The organism is Polynucleobacter sp. AM-26B4 (genome assembly GCF_018882285.1).
In the GTDB taxonomy this organism is placed as follows: Bacteria; Pseudomonadota; Gammaproteobacteria; order Burkholderiales; family Burkholderiaceae; genus Polynucleobacter.
The window spans coordinates 1,617,050-1,637,328 of sequence record NZ_JACVOT010000001.1 but is presented as its reverse complement, the minus strand read 5'-3'; the positions used below and the strand labels follow the sequence as shown (position 1 = coordinate 1,637,328).

19 protein-coding genes and 1 tRNA gene are annotated in these 20,279 nt (G+C 44.6%); 9 read left to right on the top strand and 11 right to left on the bottom strand.

Annotation, left to right across the window (positions count from 1 at the left end):
* Nucleotides 1–72: 72 nt before the first annotated feature.
* Nucleotides 73–768, bottom strand: coding sequence for an ABC transporter ATP-binding protein (locus tag ICE88_RS08380; protein ID WP_216251647.1), 696 nt, complete (start codon nt 766–768; stop codon nt 73–75).
* Nucleotides 769–887: 119 nt separating this feature from the next.
* On the opposite strand from ICE88_RS08380, the gene ICE88_RS08375 reads away from it, so the two are divergent.
* Nucleotides 888–1,475 carry an arylesterase gene (locus ICE88_RS08375; RefSeq protein WP_216252002.1) on the top strand — a complete coding sequence of 196 codons (588 nt, stop codon included), beginning with the start codon at nt 888–890 and terminating at the stop codon, nt 1,473–1,475.
* Nucleotides 1,476–1,485: 10 nt separating this feature from the next.
* On the opposite strand, the gene ICE88_RS08370 is transcribed toward ICE88_RS08375, so the two are convergent.
* The 7 genes from ICE88_RS08370 to tig form a co-directional block, all read right to left on the bottom strand.
* On the bottom strand, nt 1,486–2,931 hold the full coding sequence (locus ICE88_RS08370) for a sensor histidine kinase (protein ID WP_216251643.1): 1,446 nt from the start codon (nt 2,929–2,931) through the stop codon (nt 1,486–1,488).
* A 114-nt stretch (nt 2,932–3,045) separates the two neighbouring features.
* On the bottom strand, nt 3,046–4,497 hold the full coding sequence (locus tag ICE88_RS08365; protein ID WP_255535279.1) for a peptidylprolyl isomerase: 1,452 nt from the start codon (nt 4,495–4,497) through the stop codon (nt 3,046–3,048).
* 41 nt (nt 4,498–4,538) lie between these two features.
* Nucleotides 4,539–4,614: transfer RNA gene (locus ICE88_RS08360), tRNA-Val, on the bottom strand.
* A 123-nt stretch (nt 4,615–4,737) separates the two neighbouring features.
* On the bottom strand, nt 4,738–7,164 hold the full coding sequence (gene lon, locus ICE88_RS08355; RefSeq protein WP_216251636.1) for an endopeptidase La: 2,427 nt from the start codon (nt 7,162–7,164) through the stop codon (nt 4,738–4,740).
* A gap of 249 nt (nt 7,165–7,413) precedes the next feature.
* Nucleotides 7,414–8,703, bottom strand: coding sequence for an ATP-dependent Clp protease ATP-binding subunit ClpX (clpX, locus tag ICE88_RS08350; protein ID WP_216251632.1), 1,290 nt, complete (start codon nt 8,701–8,703; stop codon nt 7,414–7,416).
* 27 nt (nt 8,704–8,730) lie between these two features.
* Nucleotides 8,731–9,351, bottom strand: coding sequence for an ATP-dependent Clp endopeptidase proteolytic subunit ClpP (gene clpP, locus ICE88_RS08345; protein ID WP_216251629.1), 621 nt, complete (start codon nt 9,349–9,351; stop codon nt 8,731–8,733).
* Between the two features lie 43 nt (nt 9,352–9,394).
* The gene (tig, locus tag ICE88_RS08340) at nt 9,395–10,726 is read right to left on the bottom strand and encodes a trigger factor (RefSeq protein WP_216251627.1); all 1,332 of its coding nucleotides are present in this window, start codon (nt 10,724–10,726) and stop codon (nt 9,395–9,397) included.
* Nucleotides 10,727–10,974: 248 nt separating this feature from the next.
* Between tig and mscL the strand changes: the two genes are divergently transcribed.
* From mscL to ICE88_RS08320, 4 genes are all read left to right on the top strand, one after another.
* Complete coding sequence (mscL, locus tag ICE88_RS08335) at nt 10,975–11,403, top strand: large conductance mechanosensitive channel protein MscL (RefSeq protein ID WP_216251624.1); 429 nt, start codon at nt 10,975–10,977, stop codon at nt 11,401–11,403.
* A 9-nt stretch (nt 11,404–11,412) separates the two neighbouring features.
* Entirely contained in the window at nt 11,413–11,760 is a 348-nt protein-coding gene (locus ICE88_RS08330; RefSeq protein WP_216251622.1) for an FKBP-type peptidyl-prolyl cis-trans isomerase, read from the top strand.
* A gap of 128 nt (nt 11,761–11,888) precedes the next feature.
* Nucleotides 11,889–12,203, top strand: coding sequence for a hypothetical protein (locus ICE88_RS08325; RefSeq protein WP_216251620.1), 315 nt, complete (start codon nt 11,889–11,891; stop codon nt 12,201–12,203).
* A complete protein-coding gene (locus tag ICE88_RS08320) occupies nt 12,181–12,510 on the top strand; it encodes a rhamnan synthesis F family protein (protein WP_216251616.1) in 330 nt (109 codons plus the stop codon). Before ICE88_RS08325 ends, ICE88_RS08320 begins: the two co-directional genes overlap by 23 nt.
* Nucleotides 12,511–12,518: 8 nt before the next feature.
* Here the strand turns inward: ICE88_RS08320 and ispF are convergent, their stop codons facing one another.
* On the bottom strand, nt 12,519–13,007 hold the full coding sequence (gene ispF / locus ICE88_RS08315; RefSeq protein ID WP_216251614.1) for a 2-C-methyl-D-erythritol 2,4-cyclodiphosphate synthase: 489 nt from the start codon (nt 13,005–13,007) through the stop codon (nt 12,519–12,521).
* Nucleotides 13,004–13,774 carry a 2-C-methyl-D-erythritol 4-phosphate cytidylyltransferase gene (ispD, locus tag ICE88_RS08310; protein ID WP_216251609.1) on the bottom strand — a complete coding sequence of 257 codons (771 nt, stop codon included), beginning with the start codon at nt 13,772–13,774 and terminating at the stop codon, nt 13,004–13,006. Before ispD ends, ispF begins: the two co-directional genes overlap by 4 nt.
* Before the next feature lie 25 nt (nt 13,775–13,799).
* On the opposite strand from ispD, the gene mfd reads away from it, so the two are divergent.
* From mfd to ICE88_RS08290, 4 genes are all read left to right on the top strand, one after another.
* Nucleotides 13,800–17,366: a transcription-repair coupling factor gene (gene mfd / locus ICE88_RS08305; RefSeq protein WP_216251607.1), complete on the top strand. Its 3,567-nt coding sequence runs from the start codon at nt 13,800–13,802 to the stop codon at nt 17,364–17,366.
* Nucleotides 17,366–18,214: a phosphoserine phosphatase SerB gene (gene serB, locus ICE88_RS08300; protein ID WP_216251999.1), complete on the top strand. Its 849-nt coding sequence runs from the start codon at nt 17,366–17,368 to the stop codon at nt 18,212–18,214. The genes mfd and serB overlap by 1 nt, the downstream gene beginning before the upstream one ends.
* A gap of 124 nt (nt 18,215–18,338) precedes the next feature.
* Nucleotides 18,339–18,674, top strand: coding sequence for a BrnT family toxin (locus ICE88_RS08295; protein WP_255535277.1), 336 nt, complete (start codon nt 18,339–18,341; stop codon nt 18,672–18,674).
* A complete protein-coding gene (locus tag ICE88_RS08290; RefSeq protein ID WP_255535276.1) occupies nt 18,628–18,981 on the top strand; it encodes a DNA-binding transcriptional regulator in 354 nt (117 codons plus the stop codon). Before ICE88_RS08295 ends, ICE88_RS08290 begins: the two co-directional genes overlap by 47 nt.
* A 51-nt stretch (nt 18,982–19,032) precedes the next feature.
* On the opposite strand, the gene ICE88_RS08285 is transcribed toward ICE88_RS08290, so the two are convergent.
* The gene (locus ICE88_RS08285) at nt 19,033–20,214 is read right to left on the bottom strand and encodes an acetyl-CoA C-acyltransferase family protein (RefSeq protein ID WP_216251603.1); all 1,182 of its coding nucleotides are present in this window, start codon (nt 20,212–20,214) and stop codon (nt 19,033–19,035) included.
* Between the last annotated feature and the right edge of the window lie 65 nt (nt 20,215–20,279).

Genomic DNA, 20,279 nt, shown 5'->3' with positions numbered 1-20,279 from the left:
CTATTGTTTTTAAAGCTATTTTTTGCAGAAATGCCCTATTAATCTAGGCTTATCAAGCTTCTTCAGGCTTCTTTAGTCTGATGCCACCACCCGGCCATTATTTAAAACCATTTGACGCTCACAACGGCTGGCCAAGGCCATGTCGTGGGTGACCAAAATCAGGGTTGAAGCCAGTTCTTGGTTGAGCTGGAATAGCAATTGAATGATTTTTTGGCCATTTTGCTCATCCAAGCTACCTGTAGGCTCATCGGCAAACAGAATGTCTGGCTCTGTGACAAAAGCACGCGCCAAAGCCACGCGTTGTTGCTCACCACCTGACAATGTTTTGGGGCGGTGCTTGAGACGCTCAGATAAACCAACCTTTTCTAGCCAAACTTGAGCTTTGGCTGCAGCTTCGGCTCTGGGCATGCCGGCCAGTTCCAGAGGAAGCTGAACGTTTTCCAAAGCGGTCAAATGATCAATTAATTGAAATGACTGAAATACAAAACCCACGTGCTGAGATCGGATTTGGGCTCGCTGATCTTCATTGGCAGCAGAAATATCACGATCCATCAGCAAGACTTGACCTTTGCTTGGAGTATCTAGCCCAGCCAAGAGGCCCAACAAGGTACTTTTACCTGAACCACTGGCTCCCACAATCGCCAAACTTTCACCCTCAGCAACTGAAAAATTAATATCGTGCAAAATAGTCAGAGGACCATCCACCGTATCCACAGTTTTTGCCAAATGTGAAACTTCTAGAACGGTTTTGAGTGATGTTGCATGCATAGGAGCTTAGTTTGAGTCGTTTTTTAAGTTGTCGTTTGAGTTTTAAATCTAAATCCACGGAGCGCAATCGCTATCAAGCACTCATCACACACATGGTAATGGTGTTTACTGTCTTCTGCATGGCTCTTTTGAATAGCCCCACTGTCATGGCGCAATCTTCAAAAATTTTAATCCTTGGAGACAGCCTCTCAGCCGAATATGGCTTGCCCCGTGGCACTGGTTGGGTCAAGTTATTAGAAGATCGTTTAAGGAAGGATCATTCAAGCTGGCAAGTCGTTAATGCCAGCATCAGCGGAGAAACAACGGCCGGCGGTCAAACTCGTCTACCTCTATTGTTAAAAACCCATCAGCCGAAAGTGGTCGTGATTGAGTTGGGTGCCAATGATGCCTTGCGTGGTTTACAGCTACCAGCCACTGAACAGAATTTAAGAAAAATGATTCAGGCATCGAAGCAATCAGGTGCCAAAGTTTTATTGCTGGGCATGCGCATTCCACCAAATTATGGCCTGGACTACACCAATAAGTTTTTTGGCATTTATGGCAAGTTGGCATCAGCCGAACACGTTGAGTTACTACCCTTCTTCTTAGAGCGCGTGGCCACACGCATGGATTTGTTTCAGGCAGATCGGATTCATCCAAATGTGATGGCACAAAGCATCATGCTTGAGAATGTTTGGCCCAAGTTAGAGCCTCTTTTAAAGCCTTAAGACTTAGATCTTAAGTTCCAACGCATTCAATTGGTAACTGAATCAAGAATTCAGCGCCACCCAATGAAGACTGCTGGTAGCTGATGCGGCCTTGGTGTCTATCAATGATGTGCTTGCATAGCCACAAGCCCAAACCCATGCCCTGCTTTTTGTTGGTTTTCATCAAATCAAAAATACTGGCTTTTAATTGATCAGGAATGCCTGGGCCATTGTCAGAAATTTTTAACTCCACATAATTACCAAATACTCGGGTATGGATGTTGATTTCTTTATTTGACTGATTTGAATTTGAAAGTGCCTCAATGGAGTTATTCAAGAGATTGATCAACACCTGACTGATTTCATTGTTATTCATAGGTATTGATTGATTCACATTCAAATCAAACTTTAAGTTGATTTTTAAGTCACGGGCCTGAGGCACGATGATGGATTTGGTTTGCTCGATCAACTCATCCAAATGCACATCACTGGTTTTGATTTCTTCTTGCCTGAAGATATCTCTCAAGGTAGAGACAATTTTGGCAATGCGGTGATTGTCTTGCTGGATACTGGTGATGACCTCTTTGAGACTACTAGGATCAGTTTGACCTTCATTCAATTGGCGCTGGATGAACTCAGCATTAAGACTGATTGCTCCCACAGGCTGATTCAGCTCATGGGCAATCGATGCTGACAGTGCGCCAGTGGCCGCCGTTTTATTAGCAATCAATAGAGATGAAATCAAACCTTCACGTTCTTCGAGAAGCGCCTTAATTTGAGCATTCTCAGTGGAGCTTCTCTCAAGACCAATCCTGGCACTTAATTCACTCTTCATCAAGCGTTGGTACAAATAACTACTGACCGCAATATAAATCAAGAGGTGTGCACTCAAGCTACCCCAAAGAATGAAAGTGCTATCAAATTGAATCAGTTGACTAACACCTCTTGTGTGATTGATGAGTCCGTATACGCCAACAGAGAAAGTAACCGTCAAACTAACCAAAACGATTCCCATCAATACCTTAAGACCAAAACTTTGATCTTTCTTTAGCAATCGGGTTAACTCATTAACTTCCCAAATTGAAAGTATCAAAATCGGAATCGACATATAGCCAGTTCTAATTGCAAAGCCTGCGCCACTTTGCCGCAACACTTCATAAATGATGATCGCAATCAATGAAAATCCTGCCGCCACAAGCAAACTTGAGCGAGTGATCTCAACGCGCCAACTTCTAAACAAGAGGACCAAAAGTACCATCGAAGCCAAGAAGCAAAAATTAGCAATCGTGAGAGAAAAACCAAATAAATAAGGTGAGACGGTCCAAGCAACAAAAGCGGCGGCTCTCAATAAAATTGACGCCTGCCAATAGATTAAATTCTTATCTTTTTTATATCCCGATGGCGTGATCGTGCTGACGTACAAACCCACCAGCATCAGAGCTAGTAGTGAGAAGAAGATTTGATTGGCGGCTTGCATGCAGGGATTATGACTTATTTAGAATTGATTGAAAGTCTTTTATCAATGAAAAAAGCCACTTCTGATTTGAAGTGGCTTTTAGATCATGCATTTAATTGTCTAGCTACTCAATAATTACTTCACAGAATTCACTTGCTTAACACCTGCACGATCTTTCACACTCTCAAAATAAGCGGCTGCTTCAGCTTGGGTGCTGAGGTCTGCTACTTGACGGGCTTGATTGGCACGCAATTTTTGATCTGATTGGCTTGGCTGTTGCAATTTGTTCACTCGGTAAATAGCAAATCCGCCATCATTGGCTTGGGCACTGACCACTGCTGGCAATTGTTTTGCGTTCACTGACATCACAGCATCCATACCGCTGGCAGTCAGATCTGCTGGTTTATTGCGAGATACCCATTTGGCAGAACTAAAACCTGCTGATTCGCTTGGGTTCTTTTGAAGTGCTTCAAATCGTTCTTGACCAGTCTTGAGTGCTAACTCTTGAGCCATTCTGAGTGACACTTGTTTTTTCACATCAGCTTGGATCTGAGACAAAGGCAAAGCAGCTTGTGGCTTGTGAGTTGTGACACGCGCAGAAATGATCTTTCCTGGTGATAACTCTAAGGCTTCAATATTGCGACGATTTTTAACTGCATCATCAGCAAAGATGGCTGCCAATAATTTAGGGTTGTTGAATGGATGATCCGCTGGAGCTCCACGCAAACCACCGCGGGTGATGTTGCTGGCTTTTTGAATTGGCAAGCTCAAGCGATCAGCCACTGGCTTCAAACTATCAGACTGTTCATAAGCCATGTTGGCGAACAAATCTGCTTTTTCTGCGAATTTCTTTGGATCTGCCTTAGCATCACCTTGCAAGATCACGTATTCAACTTCTACGTTCTCAGGCGCTTGGTAAGCATTGATATTGCTTTGATAGAAAGACTCAATGTCTTGCTGTGATGGATTCACTTTAGAAACAAAGTCGTTCGGTGAGAATCGCAATGATTGAACTTCACGTTCTGTTTCAAAGGCGATGGATACTTGCTCAGCCACTTTTCTTGAGCCAATACCTGTAGCAACCACTGCTGTCAAAACATGGCGTGTCATCAACTCATAACGACGACCATTTTCAAATTGGTCGACCGTCAAGTTATTGCTGGCCAAAAGCTTTTTATATCGCTCAGCATCAAACTGACCATTGTTATAAAGCGCTTTGATTTCTGGAATTTGTGTCAAATCACGGGCCAAGGCTTCAGGACTGATAGAGAGCTTGAGGGCTTTCATTTCATAAGCCAACAGGCGCTGTTGAACGATTTCATTCAAAACTGCTTGTTTGAACGGCACGCTGTTGACCAAGGCTGAGTCCACACGACCTTGCTGTTGTTGCAAACGATCAGCTCTTAATTTCACAGCATTATCAAGTTCTTGACGGGTGATGGCAGCACCATCCACTTTGACCAAGGCTGAGTCTTTGCCCATGTCTTTCATGTAACTCTCAACGCCCAAAAAGACGAAAGATGGCAAGATGAGCAAAAGTAAAAGCCCCATCAGTATTTTTTGGTACTTACGGATCGATTCAAGCATGGGTATGTGGTGTTGACGTAGAAAAAGTCAGAAGAAATCTGTGGTGGGTGCTGACGGGGTCGAACCGCCGACATTCGCCTTGTAAGGGCGACGCTCTACCAACTGAGCTAAGCACCCACAGAGAAACGAGAGTATACAGTACCTTCATTCCCACTGCAAATATTTCAGACTGTTTGGTTAAACAAGTCCTTCACACAATGGCTGATGAGGCCATTGTGTGAAGGTTCTTTTAATACAAGATTAGTGCTTGAGGACATCCCCTGAGCTGGCTTGAGCAGATTTACTTGCTTCAGCAGCTTTGGCGATTTCTTCAGCGGTTAACTCAGGCAAGGCTTCTGGCATTTTTTCTAGCGCCAATTCCAAGACCTTATCAATCCATCTGACGGGAACAATCTCGATCGCGTTTTTAACGTTATCAGGAATGTCGGTCAAATCTTTGATGTTTTCTTCAGGAATCAAAGCTAGCTTGATGCCACCTCGGTGAGCCGCCAATAGTTTCTCTTTCAAGCCACCAATTGGCAAAACCTCACCACGCAAGGTGATTTCACCAGTCATGGCCACATCGGCTCTGACTGGAATGCCTGTTAAGACTGAAACCAAAGCTGTGGTGATCGCAATACCGGCTGATGGACCGTCCTTCGGTGTGGCGCCTTCTGGGAAGTGAATGTGAATATCTTTCTTTTCAAAAGATTCTTCAGTGATACCCAATTTGCGACCACGTGAGCGAACCACTGAGCGTGCTGCCTCAACAGATTCTTTCATCACATCACCCAATGAACCAGTGCGAATCGTGTTGCCCTTACCTGGCATCACAGCTGCTTCAATGGTCAATAGATCACCACCCACTTCAGTCCATGCCAAACCAGTGACTTGACCCACTTGGTTTTGCTTAGCGGCTAGACCGTAGTCATAGCGACGCACTGATAGGAACTTATCCAAGTTCGAACCATCGACTTTGATTGGTGCGGCTTCTTTTTTGAGCAACAGTAGCTTGACCACCTTACGGCAGATTTTGCTGATTTCACGTTCAAGCGCACGCACACCTGCTTCGCGGGTGTAGTAACGAATGATGTCGCGAATCGCTGATTCATCCACCACAATTTCACCAGACTTCAAGCCATTGCCTTTGATTTGCTTAGGCAATAGGTAGCTCAATGCAATGTGCGTTTTTTCGTCTTCGGTGTAACCCGCTAAACGAATCACTTCCATACGATCAAGCAAAGGACCTGGAATGTTCAATGAGTTTGAAGTCGCTACAAACATCACATCTGACAAGTCGTAATCGACTTCAACATAGTGATCTTGGAAGGTGTGGTTTTGTTCTGGATCTAAGACTTCAAGCATCGCGCTCGCAGGATCACCACGGAAGTCCATGCCCATCTTGTCAATCTCATCTAACAAGAACAATGGATTGCGCACACCGACTTTGGTCAAGCTAGACAAAATCTTGCCTGGCATTGATCCAATGTAGGTACGACGGTGACCACGGATTTCAGATTCATCACGCACACCACCCAAGGCCATGCGCACAAACTTACGGTTTGTGGCACGAGCAATCGATTGACCCAAAGATGTTTTACCAACACCAGGAGGGCCAACCAAACAGAGGATTGGAGCCTTCACTTTTTCAACGCGTTGTTGAACTGCGAGGTATTCCAAAATACGTTCTTTGACTTTATCTAAACCATAGTGGTCTTCGTTCAATACTTTTTCGGCATTGGTTAAATCATTATTGACCTTGCTCTTTTTCTTCCAAGGCAAGTTCACCAATGTTTCGATGTAGTTACGAATCACTGAAGCTTCAGCTGACATCGGAGACATCAACTTCAATTTCTTCATTTCTGATTCAGCTTTTTTCAAAGCTTCTTTAGGCATCTTGGCAGCTTTGATGCGTTTATCGAGTTCTTCGATATCAGCACCCTCTTCGCCTTCGCCCAATTCTTTCTGAATAGCTTTGACTTGTTCATTCAAATAGTACTCACGCTGACTCTTTTCCATTTGACGTTTGACACGTCCACGGATGCGTTTTTCAACTTGAAGAATATCGATTTCACTTTCAAGGTGGGCCAAGATCGCTTCTAGTCGCTCAACCACCGTTGGCAACTCTAGGAGTCTTTGCTTCTGATCCAACTTGATTGGCAAGTGTGAGCAGATGGTGTCGGCCAAGCGACCGGCATCATCAATGCCTTGCAAAGTCGCCAGGATTTCTTGAGGAATCTTTTTGTTGAGTTTGACGTATTGATCAAACTGAGAAACCACCGCACGACGCAAAGCCTCGATCTCTGGCACTTCGCTGCTAGCGATGGCTTGAGGTGTGGCTTCACACATGAAGTATTCCAAACTATCTTCAACATTGGCAACATCCGCACGTTGAGTTCCCTCAACAAGGACCTTGACGGTGCCGTCTGGCAGTTTGAGCATTTGTAGAATCTTGGCAATACAGCCCACTGTGTACAAATCTTCCACAGCAGGTTCGTCTTTGGCAGCCGTTTTTTGAGCAACCAATAAGACGCTTTTGCCAGTTTCCATGGCAGCTTCAAGAGCTTTGATAGATTTAGGTCTACCCACGAACAATGGAATGACCATGTGCGGGAATACCACCACATCTCTTAGCGGCAACAATGGCAGCTGGATGGGTTCAGAAGGAAGTAACAAGTCACCAGGCATGGTTTATCTCCAAAATGTGTGTTTGTATTTTCCTACGTAGTAAGAATACATTGAATTTGGGTCTGTTTTGCTCAAAAACAAGGGTAAAAACTAAGAAAATTGATAAAAAAATGCATTTTTCTCATTTTTTCATCTATTTTTTCTTTGCCCATGACTGTTTTTGGGAGGAAAAATGAAAAAACCCCCTATTTAGGGGGTTTTTTCTGATTAAACAGTATTAAATACTATATTTAGTTCAATCAGAAGCTCTTAAGAAGCGGCCTTCTCGGATGCTTCTTGGTAGAGCATCAAAGGCTTGCCATCACCATTGATGGTGCTCTCATCGATGACGACGCGTTGAACGTTTTCTAGACTTGGTAAGTCGTACATCACATCCATCAAAGCGTGTTCGATGATCGATCTCAAACCACGGGCACCTGTTTTACGGGCAATGGCTTTTTTAGCAATGGCACTCAGTGCATTAGGACGAATCTCTAATTCAACACCTTCCATGTCCAATAAGGCCTGGTATTGCTTCACCAAGGCATTGTTAGGCTCTGTGAGAATCTGAACCAAGGCAGCTTCATCCAATTGAGCCAAGGTGGCTACCACTGGTAAACGGCCAATCAATTCTGGAATCAAACCAAATTTGATCAAATCTTCAGTCTGAACTTCTTTGAGCAACTCAGAGATAGAACGGTCATCTTTGCCGCGCACTTGAGCACCAAAACCGATACCGGCTGTGACCGTGCGTTGCTGAATCACTTTTTCTAAACCGTCAAAAGCACCACCGCAGATAAACAGGATGTTGGTTGTGTCGACTTGCAAGAAATCTTGATTGGGATGCTTGCGACCACCTTGTGGAGGTACAGAAGCCATGGTTCCTTCAACAAGCTTTAAAAGTGCTTGCTGTACTCCCTCACCTGATACGTCACGGGTGATTGATGGGTTGTCTGATTTGCGTGAGATCTTATCGATCTCATCGATGTAAACAATGCCCTTTTGTGCTTTTTCAACGTTGTAGTCACAAGCTTGTAAAAGCTTTTGAATGATGTTCTCAACGTCTTCACCAACATAACCAGCTTCAGTCAAAGTTGTGGCATCAGCGATCACAAATGGCACATCTAATAATCTGGCCAATGTTTGAGCCAATAATGTTTTGCCTGATCCAGTCGGGCCAATCAACAAGATATTGCTCTTGGCTAACTCAACACCGTTATGAACAGTTTTTTTGTTTTTAGCGGCACCAGTGGTTTCAATGTGCTTCAGGCGCTTGTAGTGGTTGTACACCGCTACTGCCAATTGTTTTTTGGCATGATCTTGACCAATCACATATTGATCAAGACTGGCGCGGATTTCATGAGGAGTTGGCAGCCCTTCGCGAAGATCTGCTTCAGGCAATTGGCTGATTTCTTCGGTGATAATGTCCGTGCATAAATCAATGCACTCATCACAAATAAATACAGATGGGCCTGCAATTAGTTTTTTAACTTCGTGCTGACTCTTGCCACAGAATGAGCAGTAAAGAGGCTTCTCAGTTGAATTGGTTGTATCGCTCATGAGTGAACCCCCTGACTATCTTTTAGATCAGCGCTTTTCGATCACTTGATCGATGAGGCCGTATTCTTTGGCTTGCTCTGCTGACATGAAGTTATCACGATCAGTGTCTTTAGCAATCGTTTCAATGGTTTGACCTGTGCGATCAGACAATACCTTGTTCAAACGTTCGCGCAAATAAAGAATCTCGCGAGCTTGAATCTCAATATCAGACGCTTGACCACGTGCACCACCCAAAGGCTGATGAATCATCACACGTGAATTAGGCAATGAGAAGCGCTTGCCTTTTGTTCCAGCGGCCAACAAGAATGCACCCATACTCGCTGCCATGCCCATGCACAAGGTGCTGACATCCGGCTTGATGAACTGCATCGTGTCGTAAATAGCCAAACCAGCAGAAACAGATCCACCTGGAGAGTTGATGTACAAAGAAATGTCTTTCTCTGGGTTTTCGCTTTCCAAGAAAAGCAATTGAGCAATGACCAAATTAGCTGTTTGATCATTGACTTCACCTACCAAGAACACCACACGCTCTTTTAATAAGCGTGAATAAATGTCATAAGCACGCTCACCACGACCAGATGTTTCTACGACCATTGGAACCATGCCCAAGGCTTGTGTATCTAGTGCGTTATTTTGTGTGTGGTTCATATTCTTTTTGTCTCCAGGGTATCCATCAACAGCAATACAAAAATTACATCTTGCTGAGTTCTTCAAAGCTTACTGCTTTTTCTGATACTTTGGCTAGACCTGTCACATAAGCCACCACATTGTTCTCTAAAACAAGGGCTTCAACATCGGCCAAACGCTTTGGATCGCTGTAATACCAACGCATCACTTCTTTTGGATCTTCGTAGCTGGCTGATTGTTCTTCGATTTCAGCTTTGATTTGTTCTGGCTTAGCTTCTAATGATTGCTGCTTGACCAATTCATTCAAGATCAAACCAAGCTTCACGCGCTGTTCCGCTTGTGAAGTGAATAGTTCTGCAGGAATCGGAGCATCTTTGGCATTAGGTACACCACGAGCAGCTAGGTCTTGACGCGCATTGGCAATCAAACGCTCTTGCTCTTGAGCAACCAAACCTTTAGGCACTTCCATCTCACAAGCTTTTGTCAAAGACTCCATTACCTGGCCTTTTAACAAAGTCTGTGTGCGACGAGCTACTTCACGTGTCAAGTTTGTACGAATTTCTTCGCGCATTTTGGCAACGCCTTCAGCAACGCCCAAAGCCTTTGCAAGCTCATCATTCACTTCTGGCAAATGTGGCCATTCAACTTTTTTCATCACGATGGTGAACTCAGCTGTTTTACCAGCCACGTCTTTTCCGTGATAGTCGGCTGGGAAAGCCAATGGGAAAGTTTTTTCATCGCCCACTTTGAGACCCAAAGCCGCAGCTTCGAATTCTGGCAACATGCGGCCTTCACCCAAAACAAAAGAATAGGTCTCAGCTTTGCCGCCTGTGAACTCAACGCCATCAATCTTGCCCACGAAGTCAACCGTGACTTGGTCACCAGTTTGAGCCGCTGTGTTGGCACCACCATTGCCGTGCTCACCAGCTTCACCACGCACATGGTAGTGAACGCGCTGCTTACGCAAGATGTCTAGAGTCTTGTCGATTTCTGCATCATTCACATCGGTTGTGTGACGAGTGATTTCTACTTTTGATAGATCACCGATCTTTACTTCTGGGAATACTTCGAACTTGGCGTCATAAACGATTGGATCAGCTGTCATGTCGCTCTTTGGCTCAAGACTTGGCTGACCAGCAATTTTCAAACCTTCTTTTTTGCTGATATCAAAGAATAATTTAGAGGCATGGTCAAACTGAACTTCAAAGTCCACTTGCATACCGTATTGGGCTTCAACCATTTTCATGGGAACCTTGCCAGGACGAAAGCCTGCCATCTTTACTGTTTTTGACAGTTTTTGTAAGCGCGCAGCGCGTGCTTTTTCAGTATCAGCTTTTGGAAAGCTTAAAGTAATTTTACGGTCTAAATTGCCGAGGTTTTCAATCGTTACAGACATGCTGGTATCCCGTTTAAGCTAATAAAATTAGGGGCTTAGGAGTCAACCTCTCAAGGGTTTTTCCGCCACCACTAGTGAAACACTACAAAAGCTCACTATTCTACATGATGGGCGGTCCAAAAGGACGTCTTATGATTCAGTGATTTATAGGGCTTTTAGCGCTTATCTCCATGAAGCGGATTGGCTTTCATTTCCAATCTAGCTAAACTACCGACCTAATTGATTTAGCAGACAGAAAGAGCAGCCCTATGAAGATGATTCAAGAATTCCGCGCCTTCGCAGTTCGAGGCAATGTGATTGATTTAGCGGTTGGCGTGATCATCGGTGGCGCCTTTGGCAAAATCGTTGACTCCGTGGTGGGCGATGTGATCATGCCCGTGATTGCCTGGTTGATTGGTGGAAAATTAGATTTTTCTAATTTATTCATTGTTTTAGGCAAAGTTCCTGAAAATGTCCCAATGACATTGGATGCTCTCAAAAAGGCCGGCGTACCATTATTTGCCTACGGTAACTTTTTGACGATCACCCTCAATTTCGTGATTTTGGCCTTCATTATTTTCCAAATGGTCAAAATCATTAATCGCATTAAACTTCAGGACGAAGCAGATGCACCACCACCTCCAGTACCTGAAGATATTCAGCTACTAAGAGAAATCAGAGACAGTTTAAAAAAATAAGGATAGAAGATGATCACCACTCCATCAGGTTTGCAGTATGAAGACACAGTTGTAGGATCTGGCGCAGAAGCCACCAAAGGTCAATATGTGTCAGTTCATTACACAGGTTGGTTGTATGAAAACGGTCAAGCAGGTTCAAAGTTTGATTCAAGCAAAGATCACAACGATCCTTTTGAGTTCCCATTGGGCGGCGGTATGGTCATCCGCGGTTGGGATGAAGGCGTTCAAGGCATGAAAGTTGGCGGCACACGTCGCTTGGTGATCCCATCAGACTTGGGCTATGGCGCATCAGGTGCTGGTGGCGTGATTCCACCAAACGCAACTTTGCTATTTGAAGTGGAATTGTTAGCTGTTTGATCAACTCCCTTCATCAGTTACTGCATCAAGAAAAAGCCTCAATTTGAGGCTTTTTTATTTGAATAACTATTTGGCATTGAAATAAAAAAGGTTTCACTAAATTCATGCCATCATGCTATAATGCAATCATGCTGCATGAATTGGAGAGAACCATGGGCGTAGTCATCGATCATCAAGTTATTAAATCTATAGGCTCAAGTGGACAAATTTCACTTGGGAAGGAGCATGCTGGTCGTCAAGTTCTAATTGAAAATCCTGAACCTGGTGTTTGGGTCATTAGAACCGCCACAGTAATTCCTGATAATGAGAGATGGATTCATACACCAACTGTTAAAAAGAATCTAACTGCAGCCTTGGCATGGGCAGAAAAAACTCCAGCAAAAGCCAGCGATTTATCAAAGTTAAAGATATCAAAAACTCATGGCGCGAAACGTAAAGCCTGAGTTATTAGTAGAAATTGATCTTAATAGCCCCTCATTTCAATCAACCTGGAACAATCTAGAACAAATTGAACAGGAGAAGGCAATTGCTACCTTCGAAAAACTCACCCAACTCACTTGGAATCAAGTCTATAAAGATAAAGGTTTGAGGTGGGAAAAGATTCACAGCATTCAAGCACCACAGGGTATTGATGCACTCTATTCATTCCGGGTTAGTAAATCAATACGCGGAATTGGGTTCAGACAAGATCATTTTTTAAGGGTTTTATTAATTGAACCTGATCATGACGCAGCCTACGGAAAAAAATAAAGGAAACCTTAGGATTTCTGAATCAAAGCAACTGCTTGCACAGCAATGCCCTCGCCCCTACCAAGATGACCGAGCTTTTCATTTGTTTTAGCTTTGACATTGATGTGATCTGGAGTAACACCCAAATCACTGGCAATGTTCTTAACCATCTCAGGTATGTGTGGCGCCATTTTTGGTGACTGACAAATGATGGTTGCATCGACATTGCCCACTGAATATCCTGCTGCTTGAAGTAATGACATGGTGGCACGGAGTAAGACGCGACTGTCCGCACCTTTATAACGATCGTCTGTATCAGGAAAGTGTCTACCAATGTCACCCAAGGCAGCAGCTCCTAAGAGTGCGTCGGTGATGGCATGCAGCAAAGCATCGGCGTCTGAGTGCCCCAATAGACCTTTGTCATTAGGAATCTTCACGCCACCTAAAATCAAATCACGACCAGCCACCAATGCGTGAACGTCGTAACCTTGGCCGATTCGAAATGCGCTGCTTGTCATTGATTCTCTTTCTTTTGAGAGTGATGGGTCAAAATTTGATCCATCAATGCCCAGTCTTGTGGGTATGTGACTTTGATATTACGCCATTCGCCTGGCACCAAGAGCGGTTCACAACCAGCACGCTCCATGGCGCTCGCTTCATCCGTGACTTCAAACTTGTTTTTAATAGCCGCTTCTAATGCTTCAGTCAAAGCCATTAAACGGAACATTTGTGGTGTTTGAGCTAACCACAAGCCATCTCTTGGCAAGGTTTTACCAATGCATTGTGGGTTTTGTGGGGAAATGAGTTTCAATGTATCAGCCATGGGCATGGCCAAAATACCGCCACTGACATACACGTGTTCAGTGACTGCTTGAATCAAACGTCTGGCTGCTTCAACCGTTAAACCAGGTCTGGCCGCATCATGCACCAAGACCCAGGCATCTTGATCAATGCCGGCTTTTGCCATGGCTTTGAGGGTATTAAGCACTGTATCGGCTCTTGCGGCCCCACCCGTTGCGCTCAGCTTAAAGCGAGAGTCCTTTGGCCAAGATGCTTTCGGTAGTTCTTGGGGCAGCTCTTTGCTTTCTTCTGAAACACCCACCCAAACAGACGCAATCTCAGGCATTGATAAGAAGGTACTGATAGCGTGAAGCGCCATCGGCAGACCTGCCAACAACTCAAACTGTTTGGGTTGCTTCAAACCCATGCGACTGCCAGTGCCAGCACAAGGAATCAGAACATGCAGCTTGGGCATCGAATTTGGAGGGGTTTCGGCTAAGTTCATCCCTCAATTCTATAATGTCTAGCTTATGCAGAAGTTATCGGCTGAAATATTGGCCAAATCAAGTTCGGTGACATGGTCACCCCCCCTACCCGGACCGAGGGATGGGCAGCGCTTTACCTTGAGCGGCTTGAATGGTTCTTCTGATGCTGCGGTGATTGCCCAACAGGCCTTGAATCATCGTTCAGCCTTTTCTGTGATGGTGATCATTTGCGCCAGTGCTTTAGATGCTGCGCGCTTGCATGAGGAAATCCCCGTCTTTGCTCCCGATCTGACCGTCAGATTGTTGCCAGATTGGGAAATCCTCCCATACGATGCCTTCTCGCCTCACCAAGATTTAGTGTCTGAGCGCTTAGCCACCCTTCATGAATTATTGATTGGTCATTGCGATATTGTTTTAATGCCCGTGACCACCGCCATACAAAAACTAGGTCCGCCAAGTTTCTTGGCTGCTCACACGTTCTTCTTTAAGAAGGGTGATAAGTTAGACGAGATGGCCTTGCGCTTACAACTTCAGCAAGCAGGCTACGATCCAGTGAGTGCCGTGGTCCGTCCTGGTGAATACAGTTTGCGTGGTGGCTTGATTGATTTATTCCCAATGGGATCTGCCCTACCTTATCGCTTGGATTTGTTTGGTGATGAGATTGACCAAATCAGATCGTTCGATCCAGACACTCAACGCAGTTTGTTTCCTGTGCAAGAAGTGCGTTTGTTGCCAGGCCATGAATTCCCGATGGATGAAGAATCACGCACTGCGTTCCGTGGTCGTTGGCGGGAAGTATTTGATGGTGATCCAAGCCGCTGCAGTATTTATAAAGACATGGGGCTTGGCATCCCTAGTGCGGGCATTGAATCTTATTTGCCACTGTTCTTTGAAAGCACTGCCACGGTCTTTGATTACCTGCCACTGGCCAAGGGTCCAGTTTGGTTAGGCATTCATGGTGAACTAGAAAGCCAAATCAAAGGTTTCTGGCAAGACACGCAGCAGCGTTATAACTTTTTAAGTCATGACTCTTCAAGACCAGTTTTAGCTCCAAAGCAACTGTATCTAGAAAATGATGAGTTGTTTGCTTTATTAAAGCCTCATGCTCGTTTGGTTTTGCAAAAAGAAAATACCGTCGAAAGCACCTTAGAAAGTTCTGATCAAAATAATGAAGTCAGCGAACGAAGCTTTTGGACTTTGCCTGACATTGCTGTGAATCGCAAAGATGCGGATCCAATTTCTAAGCTCAAGCATTTGATCAACAATACCGAATCACGGGTATTGATCAGTGCCGATAGTGCTGGTCGTCGCGAAACCATTCGTCAGTTGTTTGAAGAGAATCAGTTAAAGACTCACTCATCAGATTCTTTGGCTGAATTCATCGCCTCTGATGTGCCCTTGTCGATCACTCACAGCGCGATTCATGATGGCTTTGTGGCAAGTCATGCCAAGATCATTGTGATCACTGAATCTGAGTTATTTGCTGCGAGTGCCAGAACCAGACGCAAGGGCAAAGACAAGGAAGCGAGCAACGTTGATACCTTGGTCAAGGATTTATCCGAGCTCAAGGTTGGCGATCCAGTGGTACATGCTGAGCACGGCATTGGTCGTTACCAAGGTTTGATTTTGTTGGATGTTGGTAATGGCGAAGAAGAATTTCTGCATTTACTTTATGCGCATGCTGCCACCTTGTATGTACCAGTGGCTCAACTCCAACTGATCTCTCGTTATGCAGGCTCTGATCCAGAAACAGCCCCTTTGCATCAATTAGGCTCTGGCCAATGGGAACGCGCTAAGCGCAAAGCGGCCCAACAAATCAGGGACACCGCTGCTGAGCTTTTGAATTTATACGCGCAACGTGCATTGCGTAAAGGTCACGCCTTTGAATTTTCTGCTCATGACTATGAAGCTTTTGCAGAGAGTTTTGGCTTTGAAGAAACGGCTGACCAAGCGGCGGCCATTGCTGCTGTGATCCAAGACATGACCAGCGGCAAACCAATGGATCGTTTGGTGTGTGGTGATGTGGGCTTTGGTAAAACTGAAGTGGCTTTGCGTGCCAGCTTCTTAGCAGTGATGGGTGGCAAGCAAGTCGCCATCATGGCCCCAACCACCCTCTTGGCTGAGCAACATGCTGAGACCTGGAAAGATCGCTTTGCTGATTGGCCTGTGAAGATTGTGGAGCTGTCTCGCTTTAAAACCACCAAAGAGATCAATGCTGCTCTTGAAGCGATGGCCAAAGGTGAAGCAGACATTGTGATTGGCACACACAAACTGTTCTCAGCCGATGTGAAGTTCCCGCGCTTAGGCTTGGTGATCATCGATGAAGAACATCGATTTGGTGTTCGCCAGAAAGAAGCTCTCAAATCTTTGCGAGCTGAAGTGGATGTCTTAACCTTGACTGCCACCCCTATCCCAAGAACCTTGGGCATGGCCTTGGAAGGCTTGAGAGATTTTTCCGTCATTGCCACAGCACCGCAAAAGCGTTTGGCGATCAAAACTTTTGTGCGCAGAGAAAGCGATGGAGTTATTCGTGAAGCCGTGCTTCGAGAAATCAAACGTGGTGGTCAGGTGTATTTCCTCCACAATGAAGTCGATACCATTGAGAACCGCAAACAGTCTTTAGAGAAACTATTGCCTGAAGCTCGTATTGTGGTGGCTCATGGACAAATGCATGAACGAGATCTAGAGCGTGTGATGCGTGACTTCGTCACACAGCGCGCCAATATTTTGTTGTGCACCACCATCATTGAAACCGGTATTGACGTGCCAACTGCTAATACCATCATCATGCACCGTGCTGATAAGTTTGGTTTGGCTCAATTGCACCAATTACGCGGTCGCGTTGGGCGCTCTCACCATCAAGCCTATGCCTATTTAACAGTGCCTGATCCAGAGGCATTGACCAAGCAAGCTAAGTTGCGCTTGGATGCGATTCAGGCGATGGAAGAATTGGGTTCTGGTTTCTATTTGGCGATGCACGATTTAGAAATCCGTGGCGCAGGTGAAGTCTTGGGAGACAAACAATCAGGTGACATTTCTGAAATTGGCTTCCAGCTGTATACCGAGATGCTCAATAAAGCCGTCAATTCTTTAAAGAATGGCAAAGAGCCTGATTTGATGGCACCAATGGAAGTGATCACAGATATCACTTTGGGCGTTCCTGCTCTTTTAACCAATGATTACTGCCCTGATGTTCATGAACGCCTGTCACTCTATAAGCGCTTAGCCACTGTGAGCTCCTTTGAAAAGCTCATGGATATCAAAGAAGAATTGGTGGACCGCTTTGGTGATTTACCAGAACAAGCTCAATCATTGTTTGAAACCCATCGTTTGCGTTTGAATATGGCTGTGTTGGGTATCAAGAAAATTGATGCCAATCCTGCTCAGATCACGATTCAGTTCATCCCCAACCCACCGATTGATCCGATCAAGATCATTCAGCTGGTGCAAACCAATAAACGAATCCAGCTCAATGGCCAAGATAAGTTAAAAATTTTGCCAGCCGATAAAGAAGCATTCATTACCTTGGCTCAACGACTTGAGGCGATTCGACAATTACTCAAGCATTTGAGCGATACTGCTATTAAACCTGAAACACTAAAAACATCATGATGCACATTGCCTTATTCCATCAAGACGTCATTGACGATCAACTCATCCGCGAGATTGAAAAATCTCACACAATCGTTTCTGTTGAAAAAAAGACTCCAAGAACTGCAGTGCTTGAGTTAAAAGAAGCATTGAATATTGAGCATCGTGCTCATCTTCGTAATTTAGGTGTTTTACATCAAACGGATGTTGGTTTTTTACCAAAGCATTTCAAAGGCTCAGACATCAAGGTCTTGGCCATGGACATGGATTCAACCTTGATCAATATCGAGTGCATTGATGAGATTGCTGATGCTGTAGGAAAAAAGAAAGAAGTTTCAGAAATCACAGAAGCTGCAATGCGCGGTGAAATCAAAGATTTCAGCGAGAGCTTGCGCCGACGTGTGGCCTTATTAAAAGGTGTTCCTGCTTTTGCTTTAGACGAAGTCTTCACTCAACGTTTGCGACTCAATCCAGGCGCCAAAGAATTGATAGCTGGTGCGCATGCCAAAGGGATTCACACTCTTTTGGTTTCTGGTGGCTTTACTTTCTTCACGCACAAACTGCAAGCTCAGTTGAATTTATCTGAAACTCATGCCAATCAATTAGAGATTGTTGATGGCTTCTTAACTGGTCAAGTATTAGGCAATATTGTGGATGGTGCAGCCAAAGCAGCTTATGTTGAAGCTCGCTGCTTAGCACTCGGAGCTAATAAGCATGCTGCCATCACCATGGGCGATGGCTCGAACGATTTACCGATGATGCATGGTGCTGGTTTATCAATTGCCTACCGCGCAAAACCAATTGTGAAAGAAAAAGCAGATTTGGCTTTTGATCATGTTGGCTTGAATGCCTGTTTAGATCTTCTTTGATTGAATATGCCGTAAACAATCTGAACACATAAACGTTAATTAATCAGAACCCCTGCTTTTATGAAGCGGGGGTTTTGTCCTTATTGGGCTTCATAAATTAACAAATATGTGAAAAGAGGTTTATTTGATCAATAAAGTACATCTTGACATAAGTAGTTCATTGAACTACATTAAGAAAAAAGGGTTTGAGTGGGATGAAGATAAAAATTCAGAATGCAAAAAATTAAGAGGATTTCAATTTCAAGATATTACGCATGCATTTTTAGACCCTCACCAATGTATCACCCCTGATACTCGACATGATTATGGTGAAGAAAGGTTTGAGTTATTGGCCAAGCATGACGAAATATTGTTTGTTGTCATTTATACCTTCAGAGAAGAAGCCATCAGAATAATTTCAGCGAGGAAAGCAAATGAAAGAGAAAAAAAGAGATATAAAAATCACGCGCATTACGGTTGACTTTAATAATCCAAAGTCTTTTCCAAAATCAACCCTCAACAAGAAATTACTGAATGCTACAGGCGAAAAAGAAATTGCCAAACAAAAAGCTCAAGATGATTTAGAGGCAAAAATGGATGCGGCTTTATATGCAAAGAGCATTCGTGAAAAATTAGGTTTCACCCAAAAAGAGTTATCAGAGAGAATCATGGTGCCTTTGGATACCATCAGAAATTGGGAACAAGGAAAACGTTACCCAACTGGTCCAGCAAGATTACTTCTCAAAATACTAGATAAATCCCCTAAATTAGTTTTACAGGTGATTTAATAAAAAAACCGCTCTGTGAGCGGTTTTTCTTTGAGTAAGTTTGACTGTTGATTACAAGCGTTCAAACACCACAGCAATACCTTGTCCGCCACCGATACACATCGTCACCAATGCATATTTACCGCCAGTACGATGTAATTCATAGATGGCTTTGGTTGCAATGAAAGCACCTGAACATCCCACTGGGTGACCCAATGCAATCGCACCACCGTTTGGATTTGTCTTAGTCATGTCAAGCTCCAAACCTTTTGAAACGGCAATCGCTTGCGCTGCAAAAGCTTCGTTAGACTCAATCACGTCCATCTTGTCGATGGTCAAACCAGCGCGCTTCAAAGCAATCTTAGATGCCGGGATCGGACCTTCGCCCATGATGTCATTAGGCACACCCGCCAATGCATAAGATACCAAGCGAGCCATTGGTTTCTGACCAGCTTTGGCGGCTGCATCTGCAGACGCTAAAACAAAGAAGGCTGCACCGTCATTGATACCTGATGCGTTACCTGCAGTCACCGTGCCGTCTTTTTTGAAGGCTGGCTTCATCTTGCCAAGGCTTTCCATCGTGGTACTTGCCTTAACGTGTTCGTCGGTATCAAACACCACATCACCTTTGCGAGTTTGCATGGTGATTGGTGTGATCTGTGATTTAAAACGACCTTCTGCAATGGCAGCAGTCGCACGACGATGAGATTCAACAGCGAGAGCATCTTGCTCTTCACGGGTGATGTTCCACTTAGCCGCTAGATTTTCTGCAGTGATACCCATGTGACCTGCACCAAATGGGTCTGTCAATGTAGACACCATCAAGTCAATCATTTTGGTGTCACCCATGCGCGCACCAGTTCTCATCGCAGGTGCACCATAAATACCGCGTGACATCACTTCAACACCACCACCAACACCGTAATCGCAATCACCCAACATGATGGCTTGTGATGTGGTCACAATGCCTTGCAAACCAGAACTACATAAACGGTTCACGGCCATCGCCACTGAATCCATTGGTAAGCCTGCTTGAATCGCTGCTACACGCGCAACATACGGGAAACGTGATTCTGTCGGAATACAGTTACCAACAGTCACATAGTTAATTTGTTTAGGATCGACTCCAGAGCGGCTCACCGCTTCTTTCATGACCGTACCAGCCAGTTCAGCAGGCTCCATGCTGCTCAATGAACCACCAAAACCACCAATCGCAGAACGAACTGCGCTAAGAACGACTACATCACGTGCCATCTGGAACTCCTTGAATACTTAAATAATTATTATGAATAGAAAGAACTAGTCTGTAGGGCTAATCT